The following is a 21989-nucleotide window of genomic DNA, read 5'->3' as shown; positions in this document are numbered from 1 at the left end:
CTTTGAGCCACTCAGGCCGGCAGCATCCAGAGCGTGTGGACGCGGCCGTCCTGGCCGAAGCCAATGCCGCATTGCAGAGTGCCCTGGGCGAACTGCGCCTCGTAGATGTCGACGCCATCGTCGGCGACCCGGCGGAAGCCGAGCTTGCGCAGATCGCCCTTCGATTCGAGTTCGGCGCTGACGATAGGCTGCTGCTCGCGCACGATCTCCGCCAGCTCTTCACTCAAAAGCTCGGACGGTATGGTGCCGCACCGCTGCTGTTCGAGGAAGTGGCGCAAGGTCTCTTCGCTGCGCGGATGCGGGACACGGTTGCGCACCCGCTTGCCAAGCTCCTCGCTCTGGCGCTTCGCCTCGGCCTCGTCGATGCGCTTGGCGACAGCCTCGTACCCGCCCTGATGCAGTGTCAGCGTCTCGGCGCGGTCGCTCCCAGCCGACGCGAAGGTGAGCTGGGCCGGAACGACCTTCAGGAAGAAATTGCTTTCATTCTCGGCGAAGAGCTCGACCTTGGGCTGGCCGGTGAGCTGCAGGAAGAAGCGATCGCCTTCCAGGGTGACGGCCATGATCAGCCCGACAGGATGCTTGTAGAAGCCCGTACAGCGCGCGAAGCGGCGTGGGTCGATCTTGACCTCGGTGCGCGGCCGCGCCTGGTCGTAGCGCCGCCAGGCAACGGTATCGGTGTTGCTCTCGGTCATGTTGGCCTCCTTCGCGAGCCTGATCAGTTCGTCGGCAGTGAGGGAGGCGCCTGTGGCCAGCTTGGCCTGCGCGGCGCGGACCAGGGCAAGCCCCTGCTCGGCCCGCTCGCGTTGCTCGGCGAGCAGATCGTGCTGGATGCTGAGAACCCCGGCGAGATCGGTGGCCTTGCCCTGCAGCAAGGCCGTGATCCGCTGCAGGCTCAGGCCCAGCCGCTTCAGCGCGAGGATCTCGTGCAAGCGCGCGATCTCGTTAGCGCCGTAGAGGCGCCAACCCTTCTGCGTCCGCCGCGGCCGGATCAGGCCGTGCTCCTCGTAGAGCCGCAAAGCCCGCTTCGACAGCCCGATCCGGGCCGAACACTCATTGGCCTCGAGCCAGATCTCGCTATCGTTCCGCGCGCTCATCGGCACCTCCTGACCCAGCGCTAAGCTATGACGCAGGGTGCGGCTCAAGGGCCCAGCCAATAAAAAAGGCCGCCGGCGATGCCGGCGGCCTCTCAATTCGCGAGCGCTGGGCTCAGTGGGCGACGCCAGCCGTAGCTGCGTCGTCCTCGGGGCCCTTGGGCACAGGTGCCTTCAGGTCCTCTTCCCAGACGATCGGCGTCGGCTGACGCACCAGCGCGTGCTGGAGCACCTGGTCCATCCGCGAGACCGGGACGATCTCGAGCCCGTTCTTCACGGACTTCGGCAGATCGACCAGATCCTTGGCGTTGTCCTCAGGGATCAGCACCTTCTTGATGCCGCCGCGCAGAGCAGCGAGCAGCTTCTCCTTGAGACCGCCGATCGGCAGCGCCCTGCCCCGCAGCGTGACCTCGCCGGTCATGGCGACATCGCGGCGGACCGGGATGCCGGTCATGACCGAGACAATCGCCGTCGCCATGCCAATGCCCGCCGACGGACCATCCTTCGGGGTCGCCCCTTCGGGAAGATGGACGTGGATGTCGCGCCGGTCGAACAGCGGCGGCTCGATGCCGAAATCGATGGCACGGGAGCGGACATAGGACGCCGCTGCCGAGATCGATTCCTTCATCACGTCGCGCAGATTGCCGGTGACGGTCATCTTGCCCTTGCCGGGCATCATCACGCCTTCGATCGTCAGCATCTCGCCGCCGACTTCGGTCCAGGCCAGGCCGGTGACGACACCGACCTGATCCTCGGTCTCTGCCATGCCGAAGCGATAACGCGGCGGGCCGAGATAATCCTCCAGCACCGCAGGCGTGACCGCGACCTTCTTCTTCTTGGTCAGCACGATCTCCTTCACCGCCTTGCGGACGGTGTTGGCGATCTCGCGCTCGAGGTTGCGGACACCGGCTTCACGCGTATAGCGCCGGACCAGCGTCGTCAGGGCCTCGTCGTCGATCGACCATTCCTTGGACTGCAGGCCGTGCTTGGCGATCGCCCCCGGAATCAGGTGGCGGCGCGCGATCTCGGCCTTCTCGTCCTCGGTGTAGCCGGCGATGCGGATCACCTCCATGCGGTCCAAAAGGGCCGGCGGGATGTTCAGCGTGTTCGCCGTGGTCACGAACATCACATTCGACAGGTCGTAGTCGACCTCGAGGTAATGGTCGTTGAAGGTCGAGTTCTGCTCGGGGTCGAGCACCTCGAGCAGGGCCGCCGACGGATCGCCGCGGAAGTCCTGCCCCATCTTGTCGATCTCGTCGAGCAGGATGAGCGGGTTCGAGGTCTTGGCCTTCTTCATCGACTGGATGATCTTGCCGGGCATCGAGCCGATATAGGTGCGGCGGTGACCGCGGATCTCGGCCTCGTCACGCACGCCGCCGAGCGACATGCGCACGAACTCGCGGCCGGTCGCCTTGGCGATCGACTTGCCGAGCGAGGTCTTGCCGACGCCCGGAGGGCCGACGAGGCACAAGATCGGGCCGGCGAGCCGGTTGGCGCGCTGCTGCACCGCCAGGTATTCGACGATGCGGTCCTTGACCTTGTCGAGGCCGAAATGGTCGTCGTCGAGCACCTTTTGCGCCGCGGCGAGGTCCTTCTTGATCTTGGACTTCTTGCCCCACGGGATACCAAGCAGCCAGTCGAGATAGTTGCGCACGACTGTGGCTTCCGCCGACATCGGCGACATCTGCCTGAGCTTCTTGACCTCGGCGAGCGCCTTGTCGCGCGCCTCCTTGGTCAGCTTGGTCTTGGCGATACGCTCTTCCAGCTCGGCCAGCTCGTCACGACCTTCCTCGCCGTCGCCCAGCTCCTTCTGGATCGCCTTCATCTGCTCGTTGAGATAGTACTCGCGCTGGGTCTTCTCCATCTGGCGCTTGACGCGCGAGCGGATGCGCTTCTCGACCTGCAGCACCGACATCTCGCTCTCCATCAATGAGAGCACCTTTTCGAGCCGGTGGGCGACGTTCATCACCTCCAGCACGGCCTGCCGGTCGGCGATCTTGACCGCCAGATGCGAGGCGACCGTATCGGCGAGCTTGGCCGGCTCGTCGATCTGGGAGACCGCCGCGACGATCTCGGGCGAGATCTTTTTGTTGAGCTTCACATAGTTCTCGAACTCGCTGACGACCGAGCGGGCGAGCGCCTCGACCTCGACCTTCTTGCCCTCTTCCTCGGCGAGAGCCTCGGCCTTCGCCTCGTAGAAGTTGTCGGTCGCGGTATAGGTCGTCGTCTTGGCCCGGCCGATGCCCTCGACGAGCACCTTCACGGTCGAGTCGGGCAGCTTGAGCAGCTGCAGCACGCGGGCGAGCGTGCCGATTTCGTAGATGTCGCTGGTCTCCGGATCATCGTCGCCGGCATTCTTCTGCGTGGCGAGCAGGATCAGGCCATCGTTCTTGACCACCTCCTCGAGCGCACGAATGGACTTCTCGCGGCCGACGAAGAGCGGCACGATCATATGCGGGAAGACGACGATGTCGCGCAGCGGCAGGACCGGATAGGTATCGGTCGTGCCGGGGACGAGCGGAGCGCGGGGCGTCGAGCCAGTCATGTCTAGTCCTTCAAGTTTTCGCCCGGCCGATCCCTTCGAAAGGCAATCGATCGGACGTACTGCGCGGCGCGACCATTCGCGCCAGGCGCCCCTGCCGGCCGCGCCCTCGACAGGCACGCGACTCCAACAGGTGAGCATAAGGTGGATGCTTCGACGCCGGCTTTCAAGCGACGCCTAACGCAGTCCACCGCCGCTTCTACCGCAACAGGCACACGAGGCCGTGAGGGATCCGGCGACGCAAGGGCGGTTTCGAGGCAGCTTTGACCACACTGGCCCACAAAGCAAAACGCGCGCCGAAAGGCGCGCGTTCCGAAGTGAGCCAGAATCTGCTTCAGCTCAGGCAGAGGCCGACTTGGTCTCCTCTTCGCGATCCGCATAGATGAACAGCGGACGCGACTTCGACTCGACCGCCTCGGGGCCGATGACGACCTGCTCGACGCCTTCCAGCCCCGGCAGCTCATACATGGTCTCGAGCAGGATGCCCTCCATGATCGAGCGCAGGCCACGCGCGCCGGTCTTGCGCTCGATCGCCTTGCGGGCGATCAGGCTGACGGCCTCGTCGGTGAAGGTGAGCTCAGTGTCCTCCATCTCGAACAGACGCTGATACTGCTTGACCAGCGCGTTCTTCGGCTCGGTGAGGATGGTCTTGAGCGCGGCTTCGTCGAGGTCCTCCAGCGTCGCCAGCACAGGCAGGCGGCCGACGAATTCCGGGATCAGGCCGAACTTCAGCAGGTCCTCCGGCTCGACCTCGCGGAAGATCGCGCCGGTACGGCGGTCGTCAGGAGACTTCACGGTCGCGCCGAAGCCGATCGAGGTGCCCTTGCCGCGGCCGGAGATGATCTTGTCCAGCCCGGCGAAGGCACCGCCGCAGATGAACAGGATATTGGTGGTGTCGACCTGCAGGAACTCCTGCTGCGGATGCTTGCGCCCACCCTGCGGCGGCACGGAGGCGACGGTGCCCTCCATGATCTTGAGGAGCGCCTGCTGCACGCCCTCGCCCGAGACGTCGCGGGTGATCGAGGGATTGTCCGATTTGCGGCTGATCTTGTCGATCTCGTCGATGTAGACGATGCCGCGCTGCGCCCGCTCGACATTGTAGTCGGAAGCCTGGAGCAGCTTCAGGATGATGTTCTCGACATCCTCGCCGACATAACCGGCCTCGGTCAGCGTCGTCGCATCGGCCATGGTGAACGGCACATCGAGGATGCGGGCGAGCGTCTGCGCGAGCAGCGTCTTGCCCGAGCCGGTCGGCCCGATCAGCAGGATGTTCGACTTCGCCAGCTCGACGTCGTTGTGCTTCGTCGCGTGGCTGAGCCGCTTGTAATGGTTGTGGACCGCGACCGAGAGAACCTTCTTGGCGTGGTCCTGGCCGATGACGTAGTCGTCGAGAACCTTGCGGATCTCCTTCGGGGTCGGCACGCCGTCCTTCGACTTCACCAGCGCGGACTTCGATTCCTCGCGGATGATGTCCATGCAGAGCTCGACGCATTCATCGCAGATGAACACGGTCGGGCCCGCGATCAGCTTGCGGACCTCGTGCTGGCTCTTGCCGCAGAAGGAGCAGTAGAGCGTGCTCTTGGAATCGCCGCCGCTGGCCTTAGTCATCGTGATTCTCCATCTCGGAGGACAAAATCCGCCACCGAAAAACGGCGGGCTGATGTCGTCTCCCCGTCATAATAGGCGCCCAGATCACGATTTTTGGGTTAACGCGTCGCTCTGGCGCAGGTGGCGACGAAACTGACCCAAAATCGGACCGCTCGAGCGCCTTGCTGCGCCCTTCAGATGCCCCATGCAAACATGGGGCCTAGTCTCAAGGCAATATGGCCCTTCGGGAGCCGCTCGCCAACCCACAGGCGCGTGTACCTCCAACGACCTCAGGCCGCCTCGTCCGCGCGCTTGTCGATGACCTTGTCGATCAGGCCGAATTCCTTGGCCTGGTCTGCGGTCATGAAATTGTCGCGCTCCAGCGCCGCCTCGATGTCCTCGTAGGAGCGGCCGGTGTGCCTGACGTAGATCTCGTTCAGGCGCCGCTTCAGGCTCTCGACCTCGCGGGCATGGATCAGGATGTCGGTGACCTGGCCCTGGAAGCCGCCGGACGGCTGGTGGACCATGATGCGGGCGTTCGGCAGCGCGAAGCGCATGTCCTTGGCGCCGGCGGTCAGCAGGAGCGAGCCCATCGAGGCGGCCTGGCCGACGCAGAGCGTCGTCACCGGGCAGCGGATGAACTGCATGGTGTCGTAGATCGACAGGCCCGAGGTCACCACGCCGCCGGGCGAGTTGATGTAGAAGGAGATTTCCTTCTTCGGGTTCTCCGCCTCGAGGAACAGCAGCTGCGCCACGATGAGCGAGGCGGAGTAATCCTCGACCGGGCCGGTCAGGAAGATGATGCGCTCGCGCAGCAGCCGCGAATAGATGTCGAAGGCACGCTCGCCGCGGCTCGACTGCTCGACCACCATCGGGACGAGATTGTTATAGGTCTCGATCGGGTCACGCATCATCGTCGGTCCTTGGGGTCAAAGCGGGCGGGAATCAGCCGATAGCGGCGAAGACCCCACATAAGCATGCCTGCGGCGGCTGAAAAGGGAAGCGCCGCCCGCAGAGTGCGGACGGCGCCGATATCGTCGATCAGCTGGGAAGGATCAGGCCGAGGCCTCGTCCGCCGCATCGGTCGCAGACTTCTTGGTCTTCTTCGCCTTGGCGGCCTTCGGCTTGGCCTCGGCAGCGCCTTCGTCCTCATCGTCGGCGAAGAGCGCCTCGCGCGAGACCGACTTGTCGGAGACCTTCACCTGACCGAGCAGATGGTCGACGACCTTCTCCTCGAAGATCGGGGCGCGGATCTCGGCGAGCGCCTGCGGGTTCTTGCGATAGAACTCCCAGACTTCCTTCTCCTGGCCCGGGAACTGGCGGGCGCGCGCGATCAGCGCCTGCGTCACCTCGTCATCGGAGATCTGGACCTTGGCCTGCTCGCCGATCTCGGCCAGGACCAGGCCGAGGCGAACGCGACGCTCGGCGATCTTGCGGTACTCCGCGCGAGCCTCGTCCTCGGTGGTGTTCTCGTCGGCGAAGGTCTTGTTGGCGTTCTTCATGTCCGCCTCGACCTGGCTCCAGACCGCGGCGAACTCCTGCTCGACCAGGGTCGGCGGCAGCTCGAAGCTGTACTTGCCGTCGAGCGCGTCGAGCAGGGCCTTCTTGATCTTGCGGCGCGACTGCTCGCCGAACTCGCGGCCGATCTGCTCGCGAATCGCGGTCTTGAGCGCGTCGAGCGACTCCATGCCGAAGCCCTTGGCGAGCTCGTCGTCGATCTTCAGCTCGCCCGGAGCCTGGACGTCGTCGACGGTGACGGCGAACTCGGCCGGCTTACCGGCAAGATGGGTCGCGGTGTAGTTCTCGGGGAAGGTCACCGAAACGGTGCGCTGCTCACCCTTCTTGACGCCCTCGAGCTGCTCCTCGAAGCCCGGGATGAACTGGCCGGCGCCGAGTTCGAGCGGGATTTCCGAGCCGGTGCCGCCATCGAAGGGCTTGCCTTCGAGCGTGCCGACGAAGGAGATCAGCAGGCGATCGCCCTTGGCGGCCTTGGCGCCGTCCTTCTTCGTCTCGAAGGCGCGATTCTGCGAGGCCATGCGCTCCAGCGCCGCATCGACATCGGCCTCAGGGACGTCCGCGACAGGCTTCTCGAGCGACACGTCGGAGACGTCGGCAACCTCGATCTTCGGCAGAACTTCGAGCGCGACGGTGAAGGCGAGATCGCCCTTGGCCTCCATCGCGGCCTCGATCTCGTCCTTGTTCTCGGGGAACTTGATCTGCGGCTCGAAGGCGAGCTTCAGGCCATTGTCGGTGACGATCTTCTGGTTCGCCTCGTTGACGGCGTTCTGGACGACATCAGCCATGACCGAGCGGCCATAGAGACGGCGCAGATGGCCAACCGGGACCTTGCCGGGGCGGAAGCCGTTGATCTTGGCTTTGCCCTGCAGGTTCTGCAGCTCGCCATCGAGCCTCGACTTGAGGTCCGTGGCGTTCAGCACCACCTGGAATTCGCGCTTGAGGCCCTGGGACAGGGTTTCCGTCACGTTCATTGTTCGATCCGCCAACAGCTCGTTACTTCAATGTCCAAAGCGCGACGCCGGATGACCGCCGCCGCGCTCGCGAAATCCGAATCATGGTGCGGGCGGAGGGACTCGAACCCCCACGACTTTCGCCGCTGGTACCTAAAACCAGTGCGTCTACCAGTTCCGCCACGCCCGCCGACCCGGTGCGCCATATCGCAGTCTTCGCGACAGCAGCACCGTAGGCCGCGCCGCTATACCATTTCGGGCGCGTCATGCAGCAAAAAAATGCGACAGTTCTGCGAACGCGGCTTCCAGGCGGCTTTACGCTCGCCAGAATGACCCGGTGAGGCTATGTCGCGAGCATGAGCAAAGACGCTTCGCCGCCGGCCGCGCGCCCTCATCCCAGTCGACGCCTCGTCATCGCACAGGGTGCGGGCATGGCGACCCTGTTCTCGCCATCTTTAGCACTGGCCCAGCAGGCACCGGCCGCTCCGCAGGCGGCTTCGGCAGGCGCCGCACGGAATCTCGTCGCAGCCCCCGCCAAGCTGCGCCTGCGACCGGCGCCGGCGCCCGAGACCGAGGTCTGGGCCTTCGACGGCGCGACCCCGGGCCCGGTCCTCAAGGTGAAGCAGGGCGAGACCTTGCGTCTCAACCTGCAAAATCGGACCGACAAGCCACTTTCGCTGCATTGGCACGGCCTGCGGGCCGATCACGTCATGGATGGCGTCGGCGGCTTCAGCCAGGAGCCGGTGCCTCCGGGCGGGCAGTTCGAGTACCGGCTGACGCCGCCTGATTCCGGCACCTTCCTCTATCGGCCGATGCTGGTTGGCGGCTCATCCGAGCCGGCCGGACGCGGGCTCTCCGGCCTGCTCATCGTCGAGGAGAAGGAGCCGCCTTCGGTCGATCTCGATCTGCCCGCCTTGATCGGCGACTGGCTGCTCGGCGACGACCAGAAGCTGCTGCCGTTCGCTGCCGACGGGCAGGACGGCGCGGCGGCCGGCCGGCTCGGCAGCTGGCTCACCGTCAACGGCAAGCCGCCGCCGCTGCCGGTCAAGCTGCCGCCCGGCGCCCGCGTTCGGCTTCGTCTCGCCAATGCCTGCAATGCCCGGATCATGCGGCTGCGCTTCGACGAGATGAAAGCCTTCGTCGCTGCGGTCGACGGCCAGCCGACCGAGACCTTCGAGCCGGTCCGGGGCCAGCTGCCTTTCGCGCCGGGCACGCGCTACGACGTGATCTTCGACATGCCGGAGACGGTTGGCGCCGCCGCCAGCGTCACCGCGTTGATCGGCCCGGGCGTGCCGCTGGTGCGCTTCGTCAGCGAGGGCACGGCGAAAGCGGCGCGCCCGGCGATCGCCGCGATGCCGCTCAACCCCGCCCTGCCGGCGGCGGTGCGACTCCAGGATGCCAGACGCTCGGAGATGATCATCGAGGGCGGAGCCAAGGTCACGCCGGAGAACAAGCTCGACCTGACGGGTCTCGACCTTGCGAAGCCCTGGACCGTCAATGGTGGCCAGGGCGATCCGAAGGGCAAGCCGCTGTTCAGCGTCAGGCGCGGCTCGCCGGTGGTGATCGGCATCACCAACAAGACCGCCTTCCTGCAGCCCTTCCATGTCCACGGCCACTGCTTCCGCTTGCTGCACCCGCTCGACGACGGCTGGGAGCCCTATTTCCTCGATACGGTGCAGATTCCCGAGGGCAAGCGCCTGCACATCGCCTTCATCGCCGACAATCCCGGGCGCTGGCTGATCTCCTCCACCGTGCTGGAGCGCTTCGACCGGGGGCTATGGAGTTGGTTCGAGGTGACGTGACGCCGCGTTGGCTTGTCAGCTTCGCGGGTGGCTTCTAAACCCGCGCCCTTAGCCAAGGAGCCCACCATGACCGCCAACGCCATCGTCACCGTGGGCGCTGATCTTTCCAGCCCCGTCCGCTTCGGCAATGGCCTGCCGCTCGCCTTGATCGCCGGCCCCTGCCAGATGGAGAGCCGCGATCACGCGCTCGAGATCGCGCTGCAGTTGAAGGAGACGGCTGAAAAGCTCGGTATCGGGCTGGTCTTCAAGGCTTCCTTCGACAAGGCCAACCGCACCAGCGTGAAGGGCCAGCGTGGCATGGGCCTGGACGCCGCCCTGCCCGTCTACGCCGAGATCCGCGAGCGTACCGGGCTGCCGGTGCTGACCGATATCCACGATGTGAGCCAGTGCGCGCCGGTCGCCGAGGTGGTCGACATCCTGCAGATTCCGGCCTTCCTCTGCCGGCAGACCGATCTGCTCGTCGCCGCCGCCAGGACCGGCCGCGTCGTCAACGTCAAGAAGGGCCAGTTCCTGGCGCCCTGGGACATGGTCAACGTCGCCGCGAAGGTGACCGAGAGCGGCAATCCGAACGTGATGTTGACCGAGCGCGGGGCTTCCTTCGGCTACAACACGCTGGTCACCGACATGCGTAGCCTGCCGATCATGGCGGAGATCGGCGCGCCCGTGATCTTCGACGCCACCCATTCGGTGCAGCAGCCCGGCGGCAAGGGCGCCTCGACCGGCGGCCAGCGCGAATTCGTGCCGGTGCTGGCGCGTGCCGCGGTCGCGGTCGGCGTCGCCGGCGTCTTCATCGAGACCCATCCCGACCCCGACAACGCCCCGTCGGACGGGCCGAACATGGTGCCACTGCGTGACTTCCATGCACTAATCGCAGAGCTGCAAGAGTTCGACCGGCTTGCCAAGCGCTCGGCGCATTCTACGCTGGCGTATGTCTGAGACGTCAGCCAGCACCGCTCCGCCCGCGCCCCCGCAAGGTTCGCTGAATTCACTCATCCTCGTGCTCGGGGCGTGCGGATTCGCCTCGACCTTCACCATGCGGCTGCTCGACCCGCTGGTGCCGACGCTGGCGGCCGAGTTCGGCCGCAGCATCGCCCAGGTCGCTACCGTCGCGACCGCATTCTCCTTCGCCTACGCCGTCGGCCAGCCTTTCCTCGGACCGATCGCGGATTCTCTGGGCAAGCTCCGGACGATCGCGACCTGCCTCGGCGCACTCGCGCTGCTGTCGCTCGCCGTGACTTTCGCCGGCTCGTTCGAAGTGCTGACGGTCGTGCGCATGGTCGCCGGCATCGCCGCCGGGGGCATCATTCCGGTCGCGATGGCGGCGATCGGCGACCGGGCTCCCATGGCCGAGCGGCAGGTCATGCTCGGCCGCTTCCTGGTGCTGATGATCGTCGGGCAGATGGTCGGGGCGGCTTGCTCCGGCCTGGTCGCCGAGCATCTGGGCTGGCGCTACGTCTTCCTGATGGCCGGCGCAATCGCCGCAATCGCCGGGCTGCTCGTCGTGCTGGTGCTGAAGCCGCGGCCGGATGCGCGACGCGCGCCACTCAGCTTCGCCGGCGCGCTCGCGAACTATGCCGCCGTCTTCGCCAATCCGCGTTCGAAGCTGCTTTACGGGCTCGTCATCGTCGAGGGCAGCCTGATCTTCGGCATGCCGCCCTATATCGCCGCGATCCTGCAGGAGCGCGCCGGCGTCGGGCCGTCGCAGGCGGGCCTCGTCATCGCCGGCACCGGGCTCGGCGGCATCGTCTATGGCGTGCTGACCCGCATCCTGGTCGAGCGGCTCGGCCCGACCCGGATGACGACGCTGGGCGGCATCGTGATGGGCCTCGCCTTCGCTCTGTTCTCGCTCCCCTTCCTGCCCTGGTGGAGCGCGGTCGCGATCTTCACGTTGAACGGCTTCGGCTTCTTCCTGATGCACGGCACCTTCCAGGCACAGGCGACCGAGCTTGCACCGACCGCGCGCGGCTCGGCGGTGGCGCTCTTCGCCTGCGCGCTGTTCTGCGGCCATGCGCTCGGGCCGGTGCTGATGGGCGCCGCCCTGCATCTGTTCGGCACCAGCGGCGCAATCCTGCTTTTCGCCGCCGGGATCACCCTGCTCGGCTTCGCAACGCCGCGCGTCCTGCCGCTGGCCGGCAGCCGGACTTAGAGGTTCAGCGCTGCGCGTCAGCGCCCGCGATAAGGCGCGACGCCCTGATCGGGCAGCCAGAGGCCTTTCGGAGGCTCGCCGGTCTGGAAGAAGACGTCGATCGGGATGCCGCCGCGCGGATACCAGTAGCCGCCGATGCGGAACCATTTCGGCTCGAGCAGCTCGACCAGCGTCTTGCCGATGCCGACGGTGCAGTCCTCGTGGAAGGCGCCGTGATTGCGAAAGGCGCCGAGATAGAGCTTGAGCGACTTCGATTCGACCAGCCAGTCGCCCGGCAGATAGTCGATCACCAGGATACCGAAATCGGGCTGGCCGGTGACCGGGCAGATCGAGGTGAATTCCGGGCAGGTGAAGCGGGCGAGATAGTCGGTGCCGGCATGCGGGTTCGGCACGCGGTCGAGGCGGGCCTCCTCCGGAGAGCGCGGCAGGTCGCTCGCCTTGCCGAGCTGGAGGGTCGAGGCGTCGATGGTCATGGCGTGGTCCTGATCGATGTACATCCGCCGTAGGCAGACGCTGGAGTTGCTGGGGCTTTTAATGCCGGGCCCGGATAAACGCCACCGCCCCTTCCCGTCGCCGCCTGTCTTGTCTAGAAGCGCGGCATCCCTTGCCCACCTCAGCTCCGGAGCCTGACATGACCGCGATCATCGACATCATCGGCCGCCAGATCCTCGATTCCCGCGGCAACCCGACGGTCGAGGTCGATGTCGTGCTCGAGGACGGCTCGATGGGCCGCGCCGCCGTGCCGTCGGGCGCCTCGACCGGCGCGCACGAGGCGGTCGAGCTCCGCGACGGCGACAAGAGCCGCTATCTCGGCAAGGGCGTGCTCAAGGCGGTCGAGGCCGTCAACGTCGCGATCGCCGAGGCGATCGTCGCGATGGACGCCGAGGACCAGGCCGCGATCGACCAGGCGATGATCGAGCTCGACGGCACGCCGAACAAGAGCAAGCTCGGCGCCAACGCCATTCTAGGCGTCTCGCTCGCCGTCGCAAAGGCGGCGGCCGACGCCTCCGGCCTGCCGCTCTATCGCTATGTCGGCGGCACCTCGGCCCGCGTCCTCCCCGTTCCGATGATGAACATCGTCAACGGCGGCGCCCATGCCGACAACCCGATCGACTTCCAGGAATTCATGGTGATGCCGATCGGCGCGCCCTCCTTCGCCGAGGGGCTGCGGATGGGTGCCGAGATCTTCCACACGCTGAAGAAGGCGCTGCACGACGCCGGCCACAACACCAATGTCGGCGACGAGGGCGGCTTTGCCCCCAACATCAAGTCGGCGGAAGCGGCGCTCGACTTCGTCATGCAGGCGGTCGAAAAGGCCGGCTACAAGCCCGGCGAAGACGTCGCGCTGGCGCTCGACTGCGCCGCGACCGAGTTCTTCAAGGACGGCTCCTATGTCTATGAAGGCGAACGCAAAACCCGCGACCCGAAGGCGCAGGCGAAGTACCTCGCCAAGCTGGTCGCCGGCTATCCGATCGTCTCGATCGAGGACGGCATGGCCGAGGACGACTGGGAGGGCTGGAAGGCGCTGACCGATCTCGTCGGCAACAAGTGCCAGCTCGTCGGCGACGACCTCTTCGTCACCAACGTCACCCGCCTGTCGCAGGGCATCAAGGCGAAGACGGCCAACTCGATCCTGGTCAAGGTCAACCAGATCGGCACGCTGACCGAGACGCTGGCGGCCGTCGAGATGGCCCAGCGCGCCGGCTACACCGCGGTGATGTCGCATCGCTCGGGCGAGACCGAGGACGCGACCATCGCCGACCTCGCCGTTGCGACCAATTGCGGGCAGATCAAGACCGGCTCGCTGGCCCGCTCCGACCGGACTGCGAAGTACAACCAGCTGCTGCGCATCGAGGAGGAACTCGGCGCGCAGGCGGTCTATGCCGGCCGCTCGGCGCTGAAGGCGCTGGCCTGAGCCTGTGGCACCGGAATAGCCAGCGGCGCGGCCGCGCCATGCGCTGGCACCACTAACCGCATGCTCCAGCTTTGAACTAGGTTGGGGCATGCATCAAACCGTGCCCCTTTCGGACGAGCGGCTGCGCCGGCGCCGGCGGCTCGCCTTTGCCGGCATGACGTTCGCCATGCTGATCTTCGGGGCCAACTTCGTCGTCAGCCGTCACGCCGTGCTGAACGGGCTTTCATCGCACGACATGCTGGCGCTGCGCTTCGTCACGGCCGGCTTCCTGCTGCTGCCGAGCTTCATGATGGCTGGCGGCCTGCGCGATTGCGCCGGTCTCGGCTGGAAGCGCGGTCTGGTCCTGGCGGTGATGAGCGGTTTCCCGATGAGCTTCCTGCTCATGACCGGGCTGACCTTCGCCCCGGCAGCGCACGGCGCAGTGATCGGACCGGGCACCGTCACGGTGATCGGCATCGTCGGCAGCGTCGTCCTGTTCGGCGCGCTGTTGACGCGGCAGCTCGTGCTCGGCGTGATCGCGGTGCTCGTCGGCCTCGCATGTCTCGGCATTGCCGGCACGACGCATTCCAATCCGAGCATCGTTTTCGGCGATCTCTGTTTCCTCGGCGTCGGGCTGGTCTGGGGCGGCTATCCGCTGCTGATCCAGCTCTGGCGGGTCAATGCACTCAAGGCCACGGCCGTCGTTTCGGTGCTGTCGATGGCCTATCTGCCAATCTACTTCGCCTTCTATTTCCGCGGCTTCGACGTCGCGCCCTGGTGGGTTCTGCTGCTGCACGCGATCAATCAGGGCGTCCTCAACGTCATCGTCGGCCTGTGGATCTGGAGCTGGTCGACGCCGGTACTGGGCCCCTCCGTCGCTGGGCGCTTTCCGCCGATGATCCCGGTCGCCGGCACGCTGCTGGCGATCCCCGTGCTCGGCGAGATTCCGAGCGGGCTGCAGGTCGGCGGCATCGCGCTGATCATCGCCGGACTGTTCGTCGCCTCATGGCGGCGCGCGCCGGCGCGCTAGCGCCATCAGCCCAAGATTCCAGACGATACAGACCAGCAGGCCGAGACCGAGCGCCGGCCACGAGCCGAGCCGCACGGCCGCGACATGGACCAGCGCCATCGCGAAGCCAAAACCGAGCAGCCCCAGCAGGCTGTTTGCAATGACCGCGGCACTGGCCGGCCCGCCGATACGCGGCTGCAGGATCGCGATCAGGCTCGACAGGACGATCGGAAAGGTCGCCAGCACGCCCGACCAGGCCGGGCCGACGCGCGCGCTGATGGTGGTGACCGTGCCGGCCAGGGCCGCGACCGCCGCGGCCCGCAGCGGGATCGCATACCAGGGCCGCCGCGGTGTGATCGCGGGGCGCGCGGCGAGGTAAGGCCGCACGATACGGTGCAGAATCAGGAAGACGACCGGCGTCGCCACCAGCATGGCACTGAACGGCAAGGCCAGCGCCTGCAGGCCGGAGACCAGCACGAAGAAGGTCAGCAGCGCCGCAACAAGGCAGGTCACGGTGCCGAAGCGCTGCGCCAGCAGGACATAAACCAGCGACAGGCCGGCATTGGAGAGATTGGAGCTCATGCTGGCGAGCGCACTCGCCGAGATGAAGGCGGCGTCATGGTCGAGCGCCAGAAAGACATAGACCGGCCCGGCCGAGATCGGCAGCGTCGCGATCATCGCCGCGAGCAATGGCCCGCTCCGTTCGGCCAGCAGCGAACAACTGACGACGATGGCGGCCGCGACCGCCATCTTCAGCAGCAGCAGGCCGAGCCATGGTTCGATCACGCCGGCTCGCCCTTGGCCCAGCCTTCCTTGGTCTCAGCGATAAAGTCTTCCAGGCGCCCTGCTGCGATAGCGGCGCGCAGGCCCGCCGTCAGCTCCTGGTAATAGGCGAGGTTGACCCAGGTCAGCAGCATCTTGCCGAGCATCTCCTCGGCCTTGACCAGATGGTGCAGATAGGCGCGCGAATAGCTGTTCGCCGCCGGGCAGGAGGATTGCGGATCGATCGGCCTGCCATCCTCGGCGTGCTTGGCGTTCTTCAGGTTCATGCGGCCGAAGCGGGTGAAGATCTGGCCGTGGCGTCCGGCCCGCGTCGGCATCACGCAGTCGAACATGTCGACGCCGCGCCTGACCGCCTCGACGATGTCGTCGGGCGTGCCGACGCCCATCAGATAGCGCGGCTTCTCACTGGGCAGATGCGGCTCGACCGTCTCGATCATCGCCAGCATCACATCCTGCGGCTCGCCGACGGCGAGCCCGCCGATGGCGTAGCCTGTGAGATCCATGGCGGCGAGCTCGCGGGCGCTCTCGACGCGCAGGGCCGGCACGGCGCCACCTTGCACAATACCGAACAGCGCCCTCCCCGCCGGATCGCCGAAGGCTTTCCTGCAGCGCTCGGCCCAGCGCAGCGACAGATGCATCGCCTTCTCGGCAACCTTGTCCTCGCAAGGCAGCGAGACGCATTCGTCGAGCTGCATGACGATGTCGGAGCCGAGCAGGTTCTGAATCTCGACCGAGCGCTCCGGCGACAGCACATGCTTCGAGCCGTCGATGTGGGACTGGAAGGTAACGCCTTCTTCGGTCAGCTTGCGCAGATTGGCGAGCGACATCACCTGGAAGCCGCCGGAATCGGTCAGGATCGGGTGCGGCCAGTTCATGAACTTGTGCAGGCCGCCGAGCCTGGCGACGCGCTCGGCGCCGGGCCGCAGCATCAGGTGATAGGTGTTGCCGAGCACGACATCGGCGCCGAGCGCCTTGACCTGCTCGGGATACATACCCTTGACCGTCGCGGCGGTGCCGACCGGCATGAAGGCCGGCGTGCGGATCACACCGCGCGGCATGCGGACCTCGCCGGTGCGGGCAGCGCCGTCCCGGCCGAGAAGATGGAAGCTGAAATCCGTCGTCATGGGCGCGGGCCTAGCCCAGCGCGGCACTCTACGGAAGAGCCTTGCGCGCTGTGCGGGCCTGTGTCGGCAGCTCAGCGCTTGGCGAAAGCCGCATCGTAGGCGTCGGGCTTGAAGGCGAGGATACGGCGGTCGCCGAGATCGAGCACCGGGCGCTTAATCATGGTCGGCTGTGCCAGCATCAACGCGATCGCCTTCTGCTCGTCGAGACCCTGCCTGTCGGCCTCGGGCAGCTCGCGGAAGGTCGTGCTTCCCTTGTTGAGCACCTTCTCCCAGCCGAGCTCGCGGCACCAGGCTTCGAGATGGGCCTTGTCGATGCCTGAGACGCGGTAATCGTGGAAGACGTAGGGGACCTTGTGCGCGTCGAGCCAGCTCCAGGCCTTCTTCATCGTGTCGCAGTTCTTGATGCCGTAGAGCGTGACCATCGTCCGGGCCGTCCCTGATTGCCGTCGGCGCGGGTTGGCATGATGGCCGTTGGAGATCAAGCGACGTCTCCGCGGAGCCTCAACGCATGAGGCCCAAACCCATTCGGCTCCCCTCGCGCTCCGTCATGCTATCGGTAACGATGGCGCGTATCGGGCGAGCAGAGAATCGAATGGACGTGTCATGATCGATGGACTTGATCCACTCGCGACGGGCGACGACGATTTCGACATTCCGTTCCGCCCCTGGAAAAATCATCCTGCCGCCGGCGTCGATTTTCCCGATATCTCGATCACAACCGTCGACGCGACCCTGACGCGACGCATGGTGGACGAGTTGGCGCAACGAGTTCCGGCGAAGGTCGAGATCCTCGCCGGCATCGACATTGGCGGGCTCGGCCTCGCCGGCGCGCTGGCCTCTCGCAACGGCCTCGGCTTCTTCGACATCCGCAAGGTCGATTCGCTGCGCAACGGCGTGATGCGCAGCATCATGGCGAACTACGAGCTCGGCGAAGGCGTCGTGATCTCGAAAGGCGCGCGGCTGGCGGGGCGCCATGTCGCGATCGTCGACGATTGCCTGATCTCCGGCGGCACGGCGCTGGCGGCGGCGCGCCTGATCCGCCGGCTCGGCGGCCATTGCAACACGGCGCTCTTCGTCTTCGACATCGAGGGCATGGGCGGGCGTGAGCGGCTTGCGGGTGGCGGCATTACGGCAGAGGTGTTGCGCACTGTCCCGCGGATAGCACCTGAAGGAGAAGGCGCCTAAGCGGACGCTGCGTGGTCATCAACTGCCGAGTGACCAGCGGGCGAGATGGTCGTGGCGGCTCGCGCCATGGACGCTGCGGATCAGGACGAACTCGGGAACGGTGAAGCTCAGACGCGGTATCTCGATCCGGGGAACGGGCCGCTTGTCGTAGAGCAGAGTGATGTGCGGATCGAACCGCTCGTCGACAGGTATGCTCGCCGCCTGCATGGCATCATGAAGGCGTCTTTGGAGTGCGAGCAAGGCGGGCAGCGTGTCACTAGCCGTAAGAACGAGCGACCGCTGTCCGTACGAGCTACCAAACGCTTCCGCCTGGTCAAAAAAGATATCGAAGCGTGGCTCGTGAATTGACGCGCCAATCTGCTTCAGACGATCGACAATTCCAGACGGGGCTTCGCCGAACGCGCCGATACCGCACAGGCTGACATGATAGCGTTCGGGCCCGACCAGATTGCCCCGCAGCTTCATTGATTGCCGAAGCTGACGCCCGAGCGCGTCGATCGACCGAGCGATGTTGGATGGCGGCACGACAGCAAAAAAGTAGCTGCACCAAGCCGCGTCAGATTGGCCCTCGGCCTGCAACGAGGGCTTCGCGGGTCCAGTGTCTCCACCTCCGCCGAATAGGTCGAACTGGTCGGGAGATGATCTCCTCATCTTCTGATAGTAGAACAAAAAGAGAACATGAATAACCGCTGAGCCCGGTCCCTGAACGCCCTCACCCCGCCGCCCGGTACTCCGACGGCGACATGCCAGCCCGCGCCGCAAAGAAGCGGGAGAAATAGGCGGGGTCGGAGAAGCCGAGCCGGAAAGCGATCTGCGAGACCGGCGAGCGGGTGTAGACGAGATCCCGCCGCGCCTCGATCATCAGCCGCCCCTGGATCACCCGCATGGCGGAATGGCCGAGCAGCTCGCGGCAGACACGGGTCAGGTGCGGGCCGGTGACGCCGAGGTCACGCGCATAGGCGGCGAGCGGCTCATGCGTGTGGAAATAGCTCTCGACCCGCTCGATGAAGCGGCGGACGAGCACGGCGCGGGCATCGTTGGCGCCGCTGGCCGCGACCGCATGCGAGCGCGCAATTCGGGCAAACCAGATCGCGATCAGCCGTGCATGGGCGGCGAGCGCGAGCTCGCGGCTGCCGCGGTTGCGGGCGAATTCGGCCAGCGCGGTCTCCATCACCACTATGAGCTCGATGATGCTGGCGTCGTCCACCCCTCGCCGACCTACGAAGGCCTCCCCTAGCACGGCGCCGAGCGCCGGCTCGGCCTCGATCAGCGGCGTCAGCGTCGAGGTCGCGACACTGGCGACGAAACCTTCGGTATCCGGATCGAAACGGAACTCATGGATCGCCAGCGGCGGCAGCAGCAGAACCGTGCCGGGGATGAGACGATGGTCGGTGCCGTCGATCCGCACCAGCCCGCCACCGGAGGCGATCAGGAAGAACTGCGCCATGTCCTGGTGGCGGTGCGGTTCGATCCGCCAGTCGCGCGGGGCGCTGCGGGCGCTGATCCGCTCGATATGCAGCGCATCTGGAAACCGCTGCTCTCGCGGCTCGTCATAGAGCCAGTAGGCGGGCACCGAGGCGAGCGGCATTCGAACCATCCGATGTTCGATTTGTCCAAGAGGTTGGGTGAAAGCTCCATTCACGTCAAGCAATCGCAATGGCAGATTCACTTGAAAGTACCGAGGCTCGGCGAGCCGGGGATTCCAGGGAGAACGCCATGCGCACGCAAGTCGTGATCGTCGGCGCCGGACCGTCCGGCCTGCTGCTTGGGCAGTTGCTCAGCCGGCAGGGCATCGACAACGTCATCCTGGAACGCAAGAGCGCCGACTATGTGCTCTCGCGCATTCGCGCCGGCGTGCTCGAACAGGGCACGGTCGACCTGCTGCATGAAGCCGGCGTCGGCGCGCGCCTGGCGGCGGAGGGTCTGCCGCATGACGGCTTCTCGCTTGCCTTCGAAGGCCGCCTGCAGCGCGTCGATCTCAAGGGGCTGACCGGCAAGCAGGTCACGGTCTACGGCCAGACCGAGGTGACGCAGGACCTGATGGAGGTACGGCAGGGCGCCGGCACGACGAGCTTCTACGAGGCAGAGGACGTCCAGCTGCATGATTTCGACGGCACCTTGCCGCGCGTCAGCTTCATCGTCGCGGGCAAGCGCCGCGAGATCGCCTGCGATTTCATCGCCGGCTGCGATGGCTTCCACGGCATCTGCCGCGCCTCGGTCCCGATCGAGGCGATCAAGACGTTCGAGCGCGTCTATCCTTTCGGCTGGCTCGGCCTGCTGGTCGACCGGCCGCCGGCTGCACATGAACTGGTCTATGCCAGCTCGCCCCTTGGCTTCGCGCTCTGCTCGATGCGCTCGCAGACCCGCAGCCGCTATTATGTCCAGGTGGCACTCGACGAGACGGTCGAGGCCTGGTCGGATCAGCGCTTCTTCGACGAGTTGCGTCGGCGCGTGCCGGAAGAGGTCGCAGCGGCGGTGACGCCAGGACCGTCGCTGGAAAAGAGCATCGCGCCGCTGCGCAGCTTCGTCGCCGAGCCGCTGCGCTTCGGCCGGCTCTTCCTCGCCGGCGATGCCGGCCACATCGTGCCGCCGACCGGCGCCAAGGGGCTGAACCTCGCCGCCAGCGACGTGCACTACCTGTTCGAGGCGCTGCGCGAGCACTATGCCGAGCGTTCCGATGCCGGGCTCGATGCCTATTCGGCGAAGGCGCTGGCGCGGGTCTGGAAGGCGGTGCGCTTCTCCTGGTCGATGACCAACCTGCTGCATCTGTTTCCGGAGGCGAGCGCCTTCGACCAGCGCATCAGGCGCGCCGAATTCGACTACCTCGCGCAATCGCAGGCCGCGCTCACAAGCGTCGCGGAGAACTATGTCGGCCTGCCCTATTGAGGCCGGCAAGATTGCTCCGCCAAAGTTGGTGTCGCCGGAGCGAAGCGGAGATCCGGGACCGATTCCGGAGCCTTTCCGAGTGAGGTTCCGGAATGGGTCCCGGGTCAAGCCCGGGATGACGGCGTGATTCCGAAGATGCTCAACCTCCCCGAGGCGGCAGCTTCTCGAACTTCGTGGCCTCTGGAGGCACATGGTCCCACGGTTGGGCGACAGAATGCCAGAACACCATCTCCGGCTTGTAGCGGGCGGGCTCGTCGAGGCTGCCGGCGCGGATGATGAACAGGTCGGGAATGTCCGGGAAGGTCAGGTAGACCGGTGAGCCGCAGGTTGGGCAGAAGGCGCAGCGCTTGACCGTGCCGCCCTCGCCGGCCACGTCCCAGGTGCTCGCCTTGCCCTCGACCGTGACGGGCGCGCCGGCGAAGCTGAGATAAGAGCTGTGGCCGGTGCCGCTCTGGCGCTGGCACTGGCGGCACTGGCAGTCATTACTCGCGACCGGTTCGGCAGTGATCTCGTAGCGGATCGCGCGGCAGGCGCAGCCGCCCGTATAGGCATGGCTCATCGTCATTCTCCAGGAAGGGATGGGAAACAGCCGAGACTGTGGAAGGCGTCGGCGGTGGTCAGTCGTCCTCGCCAGCGAAATCGCCGAGGCGCGGCAGGATACTCTTCCAGCCGCGGCCCATATTGGTGAGGGCGATCTCGTTGCGCGGCAGCTCGAAGCCGGAATGGACGAGGCGCACGCGCGTGCCGTCCCCTTGCCTGGACAGCGTCCAGGTGACGACCGTGTCGAGCCGGGAGCCGTAGCCGACATTGCCGTCGTCACCGCCCTTCCAGGAATAGGACAGTCGCTCGTTCGGGATCACCTCGAGCACCTGGCAATGGATCGTGCCGTCCCAGGCGCCGGCCGGCGTCGTCTTGAAGGTGAAGCGCGTGCCCTGGACGGGCGCGAAGCCCGTGGGTTCCATGATCCAGCGGGCGATCAGCCTGCTCGAGGTCAGCGCCTTCCAGATCGTTTCGGGCGCGTGCGGCAGGATCTCGTCGACGATGATCGCCTGTGTGGCGGGCTTCAGGTCGATCACGGGTCGATCTCCTTGAGAAGGCTGCGAAGGTTGGCGAAGCGCTCGCGCCAGAACACGCCGTAATGGCCGATCCAGTCGACGAGCGGCGCCAGGCCTTCCGGCTCGGCGCGATAGAAGACGTTGCGACCCTCCGGCCGCTCGGCGACGAGGCCGGCCTGCTTCAGTGATTTGAGATGCTGCGAGATGGCGCCCTGCGTCACGCCGCTACCGCGGGTGAGCTCCGCGACGGTGATCTCGTCGCAAGCGGAAATGCGCTCGAACACGGCACGCCGGGTCGGATCGGCGAGCGCACGCATGACGGTGGAGACGGGAGCGATCTCGAGCATACAAATCAATTAGCAATCGCTAATTCATTAGTCAATACTAATTCGACTGAGCCAAGAAGGCCGGCCGGCG

Annotated in this window: 21 protein-coding genes and 1 tRNA gene; 7 read left to right on the top strand and 15 right to left on the bottom strand. The window is 66.2% G+C overall.

The features are described 5' to 3' along the window. Positions 1–11 precede the first annotated feature (11 nt). The 6 genes from CXY91_RS30535 to CXY91_RS07485 all read right to left on the bottom strand — a co-directional run bounded on the left by CXY91_RS30535 (position 12) and on the right by CXY91_RS07485 (position 7878). On the bottom strand, positions 12–1094 hold the full coding sequence (locus tag CXY91_RS30535) for a MerR family transcriptional regulator (protein WP_199777376.1): 1083 nt from the start codon (positions 1092–1094) through the stop codon (positions 12–14). Between the two features lie 112 nt (positions 1095–1206). Beyond that, complete coding sequence (gene lon / locus CXY91_RS07505) at positions 1207–3636, bottom strand: endopeptidase La (RefSeq protein ID WP_100960093.1); 2430 nt, start codon at positions 3634–3636, stop codon at positions 1207–1209. Positions 3637–3972: 336 nt separating this feature from the next. Further along, on the bottom strand, positions 3973–5241 hold the full coding sequence (gene clpX / locus CXY91_RS07500) for an ATP-dependent Clp protease ATP-binding subunit ClpX (protein WP_091829463.1): 1269 nt from the start codon (positions 5239–5241) through the stop codon (positions 3973–3975). 269 nt (positions 5242–5510) lie between these two features. After that, positions 5511–6131 (bottom strand): ATP-dependent Clp protease proteolytic subunit, encoded by a 621-nt coding sequence (locus tag CXY91_RS07495; RefSeq protein WP_100960805.1) that lies wholly within the window; start codon positions 6129–6131, stop codon positions 5511–5513. A gap of 144 nt (positions 6132–6275) precedes the next feature. Then, a complete protein-coding gene (gene tig, locus CXY91_RS07490; RefSeq protein ID WP_100960091.1) occupies positions 6276–7709 on the bottom strand; it encodes a trigger factor in 1434 nt (477 codons plus the stop codon). Positions 7710–7793: 84 nt separating this feature from the next. Beyond that, positions 7794–7878 (bottom strand) — tRNA-Leu (locus tag CXY91_RS07485). 241 nt (positions 7879–8119) lie between these two features. Between CXY91_RS07485 and CXY91_RS07480 the strand changes: the two genes are divergently transcribed. The 3 genes from CXY91_RS07480 to CXY91_RS07470 all read left to right on the top strand — a co-directional run bounded on the left by CXY91_RS07480 (position 8120) and on the right by CXY91_RS07470 (position 11636). After that, positions 8120–9490, top strand: a complete 1371-nt coding sequence (locus CXY91_RS07480) for a multicopper oxidase family protein (protein ID WP_248307392.1) — start codon at positions 8120–8122, stop codon at positions 9488–9490. 66 nt (positions 9491–9556) lie between these two features. Beyond that, positions 9557–10426 (top strand): 3-deoxy-8-phosphooctulonate synthase, encoded by an 870-nt coding sequence (kdsA, locus tag CXY91_RS07475; RefSeq protein WP_100960087.1) that lies wholly within the window; start codon positions 9557–9559, stop codon positions 10424–10426. Then, positions 10419–11636, top strand: a complete 1218-nt coding sequence (locus CXY91_RS07470; RefSeq protein WP_100960085.1) for an MFS transporter — start codon at positions 10419–10421, stop codon at positions 11634–11636. Before kdsA ends, CXY91_RS07470 begins: the two co-directional genes overlap by 8 nt. A 17-nt stretch (positions 11637–11653) precedes the next feature. On the opposite strand, the gene queF is transcribed toward CXY91_RS07470, so the two are convergent. Next, entirely contained in the window at positions 11654–12109 is a 456-nt protein-coding gene (gene queF / locus CXY91_RS07465; protein WP_100960803.1) for a preQ(1) synthase, read from the bottom strand. A gap of 158 nt (positions 12110–12267) precedes the next feature. On the opposite strand from queF, the gene eno reads away from it, so the two are divergent. Then, positions 12268–13551: a phosphopyruvate hydratase gene (eno, locus tag CXY91_RS07460; RefSeq protein WP_100960083.1), complete on the top strand. Its 1284-nt coding sequence runs from the start codon at positions 12268–12270 to the stop codon at positions 13549–13551. Positions 13552–13651: 100 nt separating this feature from the next. Beyond that, positions 13652–14560 carry a DMT family transporter gene (locus CXY91_RS07455; RefSeq protein ID WP_158673307.1) on the top strand — a complete coding sequence of 303 codons (909 nt, stop codon included), beginning with the start codon at positions 13652–13654 and terminating at the stop codon, positions 14558–14560. On the opposite strand, the gene CXY91_RS07450 is transcribed toward CXY91_RS07455, so the two are convergent. The 3 genes from CXY91_RS07450 to CXY91_RS07440 form a co-directional block, all read right to left on the bottom strand. After that, a complete protein-coding gene (locus CXY91_RS07450; protein WP_248307391.1) occupies positions 14534–15325 on the bottom strand; it encodes a hypothetical protein in 792 nt (263 codons plus the stop codon). The two genes, CXY91_RS07455 and CXY91_RS07450, sit on opposite strands and share 27 nt — an antisense overlap. Further along, a complete protein-coding gene (gene tgt / locus CXY91_RS07445) occupies positions 15322–16446 on the bottom strand; it encodes a tRNA guanosine(34) transglycosylase Tgt (protein WP_100960081.1) in 1125 nt (374 codons plus the stop codon). Before tgt ends, CXY91_RS07450 begins: the two co-directional genes overlap by 4 nt. Before the next feature lie 71 nt (positions 16447–16517). After that, a complete protein-coding gene (locus CXY91_RS07440) occupies positions 16518–16868 on the bottom strand; it encodes an ArsC family reductase (protein ID WP_100960798.1) in 351 nt (116 codons plus the stop codon). Between the two features lie 181 nt (positions 16869–17049). Here CXY91_RS07440 and CXY91_RS07435 point away from each other — a divergent pair, with 181 nt between their 5' ends. Further along, complete coding sequence (locus tag CXY91_RS07435; RefSeq protein ID WP_100960079.1) at positions 17050–17631, top strand: phosphoribosyltransferase family protein; 582 nt, start codon at positions 17050–17052, stop codon at positions 17629–17631. Between the two features lie 18 nt (positions 17632–17649). Here the strand turns inward: CXY91_RS07435 and thpR are convergent, their stop codons facing one another. Further along, entirely contained in the window at positions 17650–18210 is a 561-nt protein-coding gene (gene thpR, locus CXY91_RS07430; RefSeq protein WP_158673306.1) for an RNA 2',3'-cyclic phosphodiesterase, read from the bottom strand. A 133-nt stretch (positions 18211–18343) separates the two neighbouring features. After that, complete coding sequence (locus CXY91_RS07425; protein WP_158673305.1) at positions 18344–19219, bottom strand: helix-turn-helix domain-containing protein; 876 nt, start codon at positions 19217–19219, stop codon at positions 18344–18346. 128 nt (positions 19220–19347) lie between these two features. Here CXY91_RS07425 and pobA point away from each other — a divergent pair, with 128 nt between their 5' ends. After that, positions 19348–20517 carry a 4-hydroxybenzoate 3-monooxygenase gene (gene pobA / locus CXY91_RS07420; RefSeq protein WP_100960073.1) on the top strand — a complete coding sequence of 390 codons (1170 nt, stop codon included), beginning with the start codon at positions 19348–19350 and terminating at the stop codon, positions 20515–20517. A 139-nt stretch (positions 20518–20656) separates the two neighbouring features. Here the strand turns inward: pobA and CXY91_RS07415 are convergent, their stop codons facing one another. The 3 genes from CXY91_RS07415 to CXY91_RS07405 are packed head-to-tail and all read right to left on the bottom strand — an operon-like array spanning position 20657 to position 21919. Beyond that, positions 20657–21076, bottom strand: a complete 420-nt coding sequence (locus tag CXY91_RS07415; protein WP_100960071.1) for a GFA family protein — start codon at positions 21074–21076, stop codon at positions 20657–20659. A 58-nt stretch (positions 21077–21134) separates the two neighbouring features. After that, positions 21135–21593 carry an SRPBCC family protein gene (locus tag CXY91_RS07410; protein ID WP_248307390.1) on the bottom strand — a complete coding sequence of 153 codons (459 nt, stop codon included), beginning with the start codon at positions 21591–21593 and terminating at the stop codon, positions 21135–21137. Beyond that, the gene (locus tag CXY91_RS07405; RefSeq protein ID WP_100960069.1) at positions 21590–21919 is read right to left on the bottom strand and encodes an ArsR/SmtB family transcription factor; all 330 of its coding nucleotides are present in this window, start codon (positions 21917–21919) and stop codon (positions 21590–21592) included. The genes CXY91_RS07410 and CXY91_RS07405 overlap by 4 nt, the downstream gene beginning before the upstream one ends. Between the last annotated feature and the right edge of the window lie 70 nt (positions 21920–21989).

The organism is Allobosea sp. FBZP-16 (assembly GCF_002831785.1).
GTDB lineage: Bacteria > Pseudomonadota > Alphaproteobacteria > Rhizobiales > Beijerinckiaceae > Allobosea > Allobosea lupini.
This window is presented reverse-complemented; position numbering and strand designations above follow the sequence as displayed.

What these genes read in the sequence shown, in the direction of transcription:
- eno (WP_100960083.1), top strand. Translation starts at nt 12,268, where the DNA reads ATGACCGCGATCATCGACATCATCGGCCGCCAGATCCTCGATTCCCGC.
- clpX (WP_091829463.1), bottom strand. Translation starts at nt 5,241, where the DNA reads ATGACTAAGGCCAGCGGCGGCGATTCCAAGAGCACGCTCTACTGCTCC.
- CXY91_RS07415 (WP_100960071.1), bottom strand. Translation starts at nt 21,076, where the DNA reads ATGAGCCATGCCTATACGGGCGGCTGCGCCTGCCGCGCGATCCGCTAC.
- tig (WP_100960091.1), bottom strand. Translation starts at nt 7,709, where the DNA reads ATGAACGTGACGGAAACCCTGTCCCAGGGCCTCAAGCGCGAATTCCAG.
- CXY91_RS07470 (WP_100960085.1), top strand. Translation starts at nt 10,419, where the DNA reads ATGTCTGAGACGTCAGCCAGCACCGCTCCGCCCGCGCCCCCGCAAGGT.
- CXY91_RS07435 (WP_100960079.1), top strand. Translation starts at nt 17,050, where the DNA reads ATGATCGATGGACTTGATCCACTCGCGACGGGCGACGACGATTTCGAC.
- CXY91_RS30535 (WP_199777376.1), bottom strand. Translation starts at nt 1,094, where the DNA reads ATGAGCGCGCGGAACGATAGCGAGATCTGGCTCGAGGCCAATGAGTGT.
- tgt (WP_100960081.1), bottom strand. Translation starts at nt 16,446, where the DNA reads ATGACGACGGATTTCAGCTTCCATCTTCTCGGCCGGGACGGCGCTGCC.
- CXY91_RS07440 (WP_100960798.1), bottom strand. Translation starts at nt 16,868, where the DNA reads ATGGTCACGCTCTACGGCATCAAGAACTGCGACACGATGAAGAAGGCC.
- CXY91_RS07495 (WP_100960805.1), bottom strand. Translation starts at nt 6,131, where the DNA reads ATGCGTGACCCGATCGAGACCTATAACAATCTCGTCCCGATGGTGGTC.
- CXY91_RS07425 (WP_158673305.1), bottom strand. Translation starts at nt 19,219, where the DNA reads ATGCCGCTCGCCTCGGTGCCCGCCTACTGGCTCTATGACGAGCCGCGA.
- queF (WP_100960803.1), bottom strand. Translation starts at nt 12,109, where the DNA reads ATGACCATCGACGCCTCGACCCTCCAGCTCGGCAAGGCGAGCGACCTG.
- pobA (WP_100960073.1), top strand. Translation starts at nt 19,348, where the DNA reads ATGCGCACGCAAGTCGTGATCGTCGGCGCCGGACCGTCCGGCCTGCTG.
- CXY91_RS07480 (WP_248307392.1), top strand. Translation starts at nt 8,120, where the DNA reads ATGGCGACCCTGTTCTCGCCATCTTTAGCACTGGCCCAGCAGGCACCG.
- lon (WP_100960093.1), bottom strand. Translation starts at nt 3,636, where the DNA reads ATGACTGGCTCGACGCCCCGCGCTCCGCTCGTCCCCGGCACGACCGAT.
- CXY91_RS07405 (WP_100960069.1), bottom strand. Translation starts at nt 21,919, where the DNA reads ATGCTCGAGATCGCTCCCGTCTCCACCGTCATGCGTGCGCTCGCCGAT.
- kdsA (WP_100960087.1), top strand. Translation starts at nt 9,557, where the DNA reads ATGACCGCCAACGCCATCGTCACCGTGGGCGCTGATCTTTCCAGCCCC.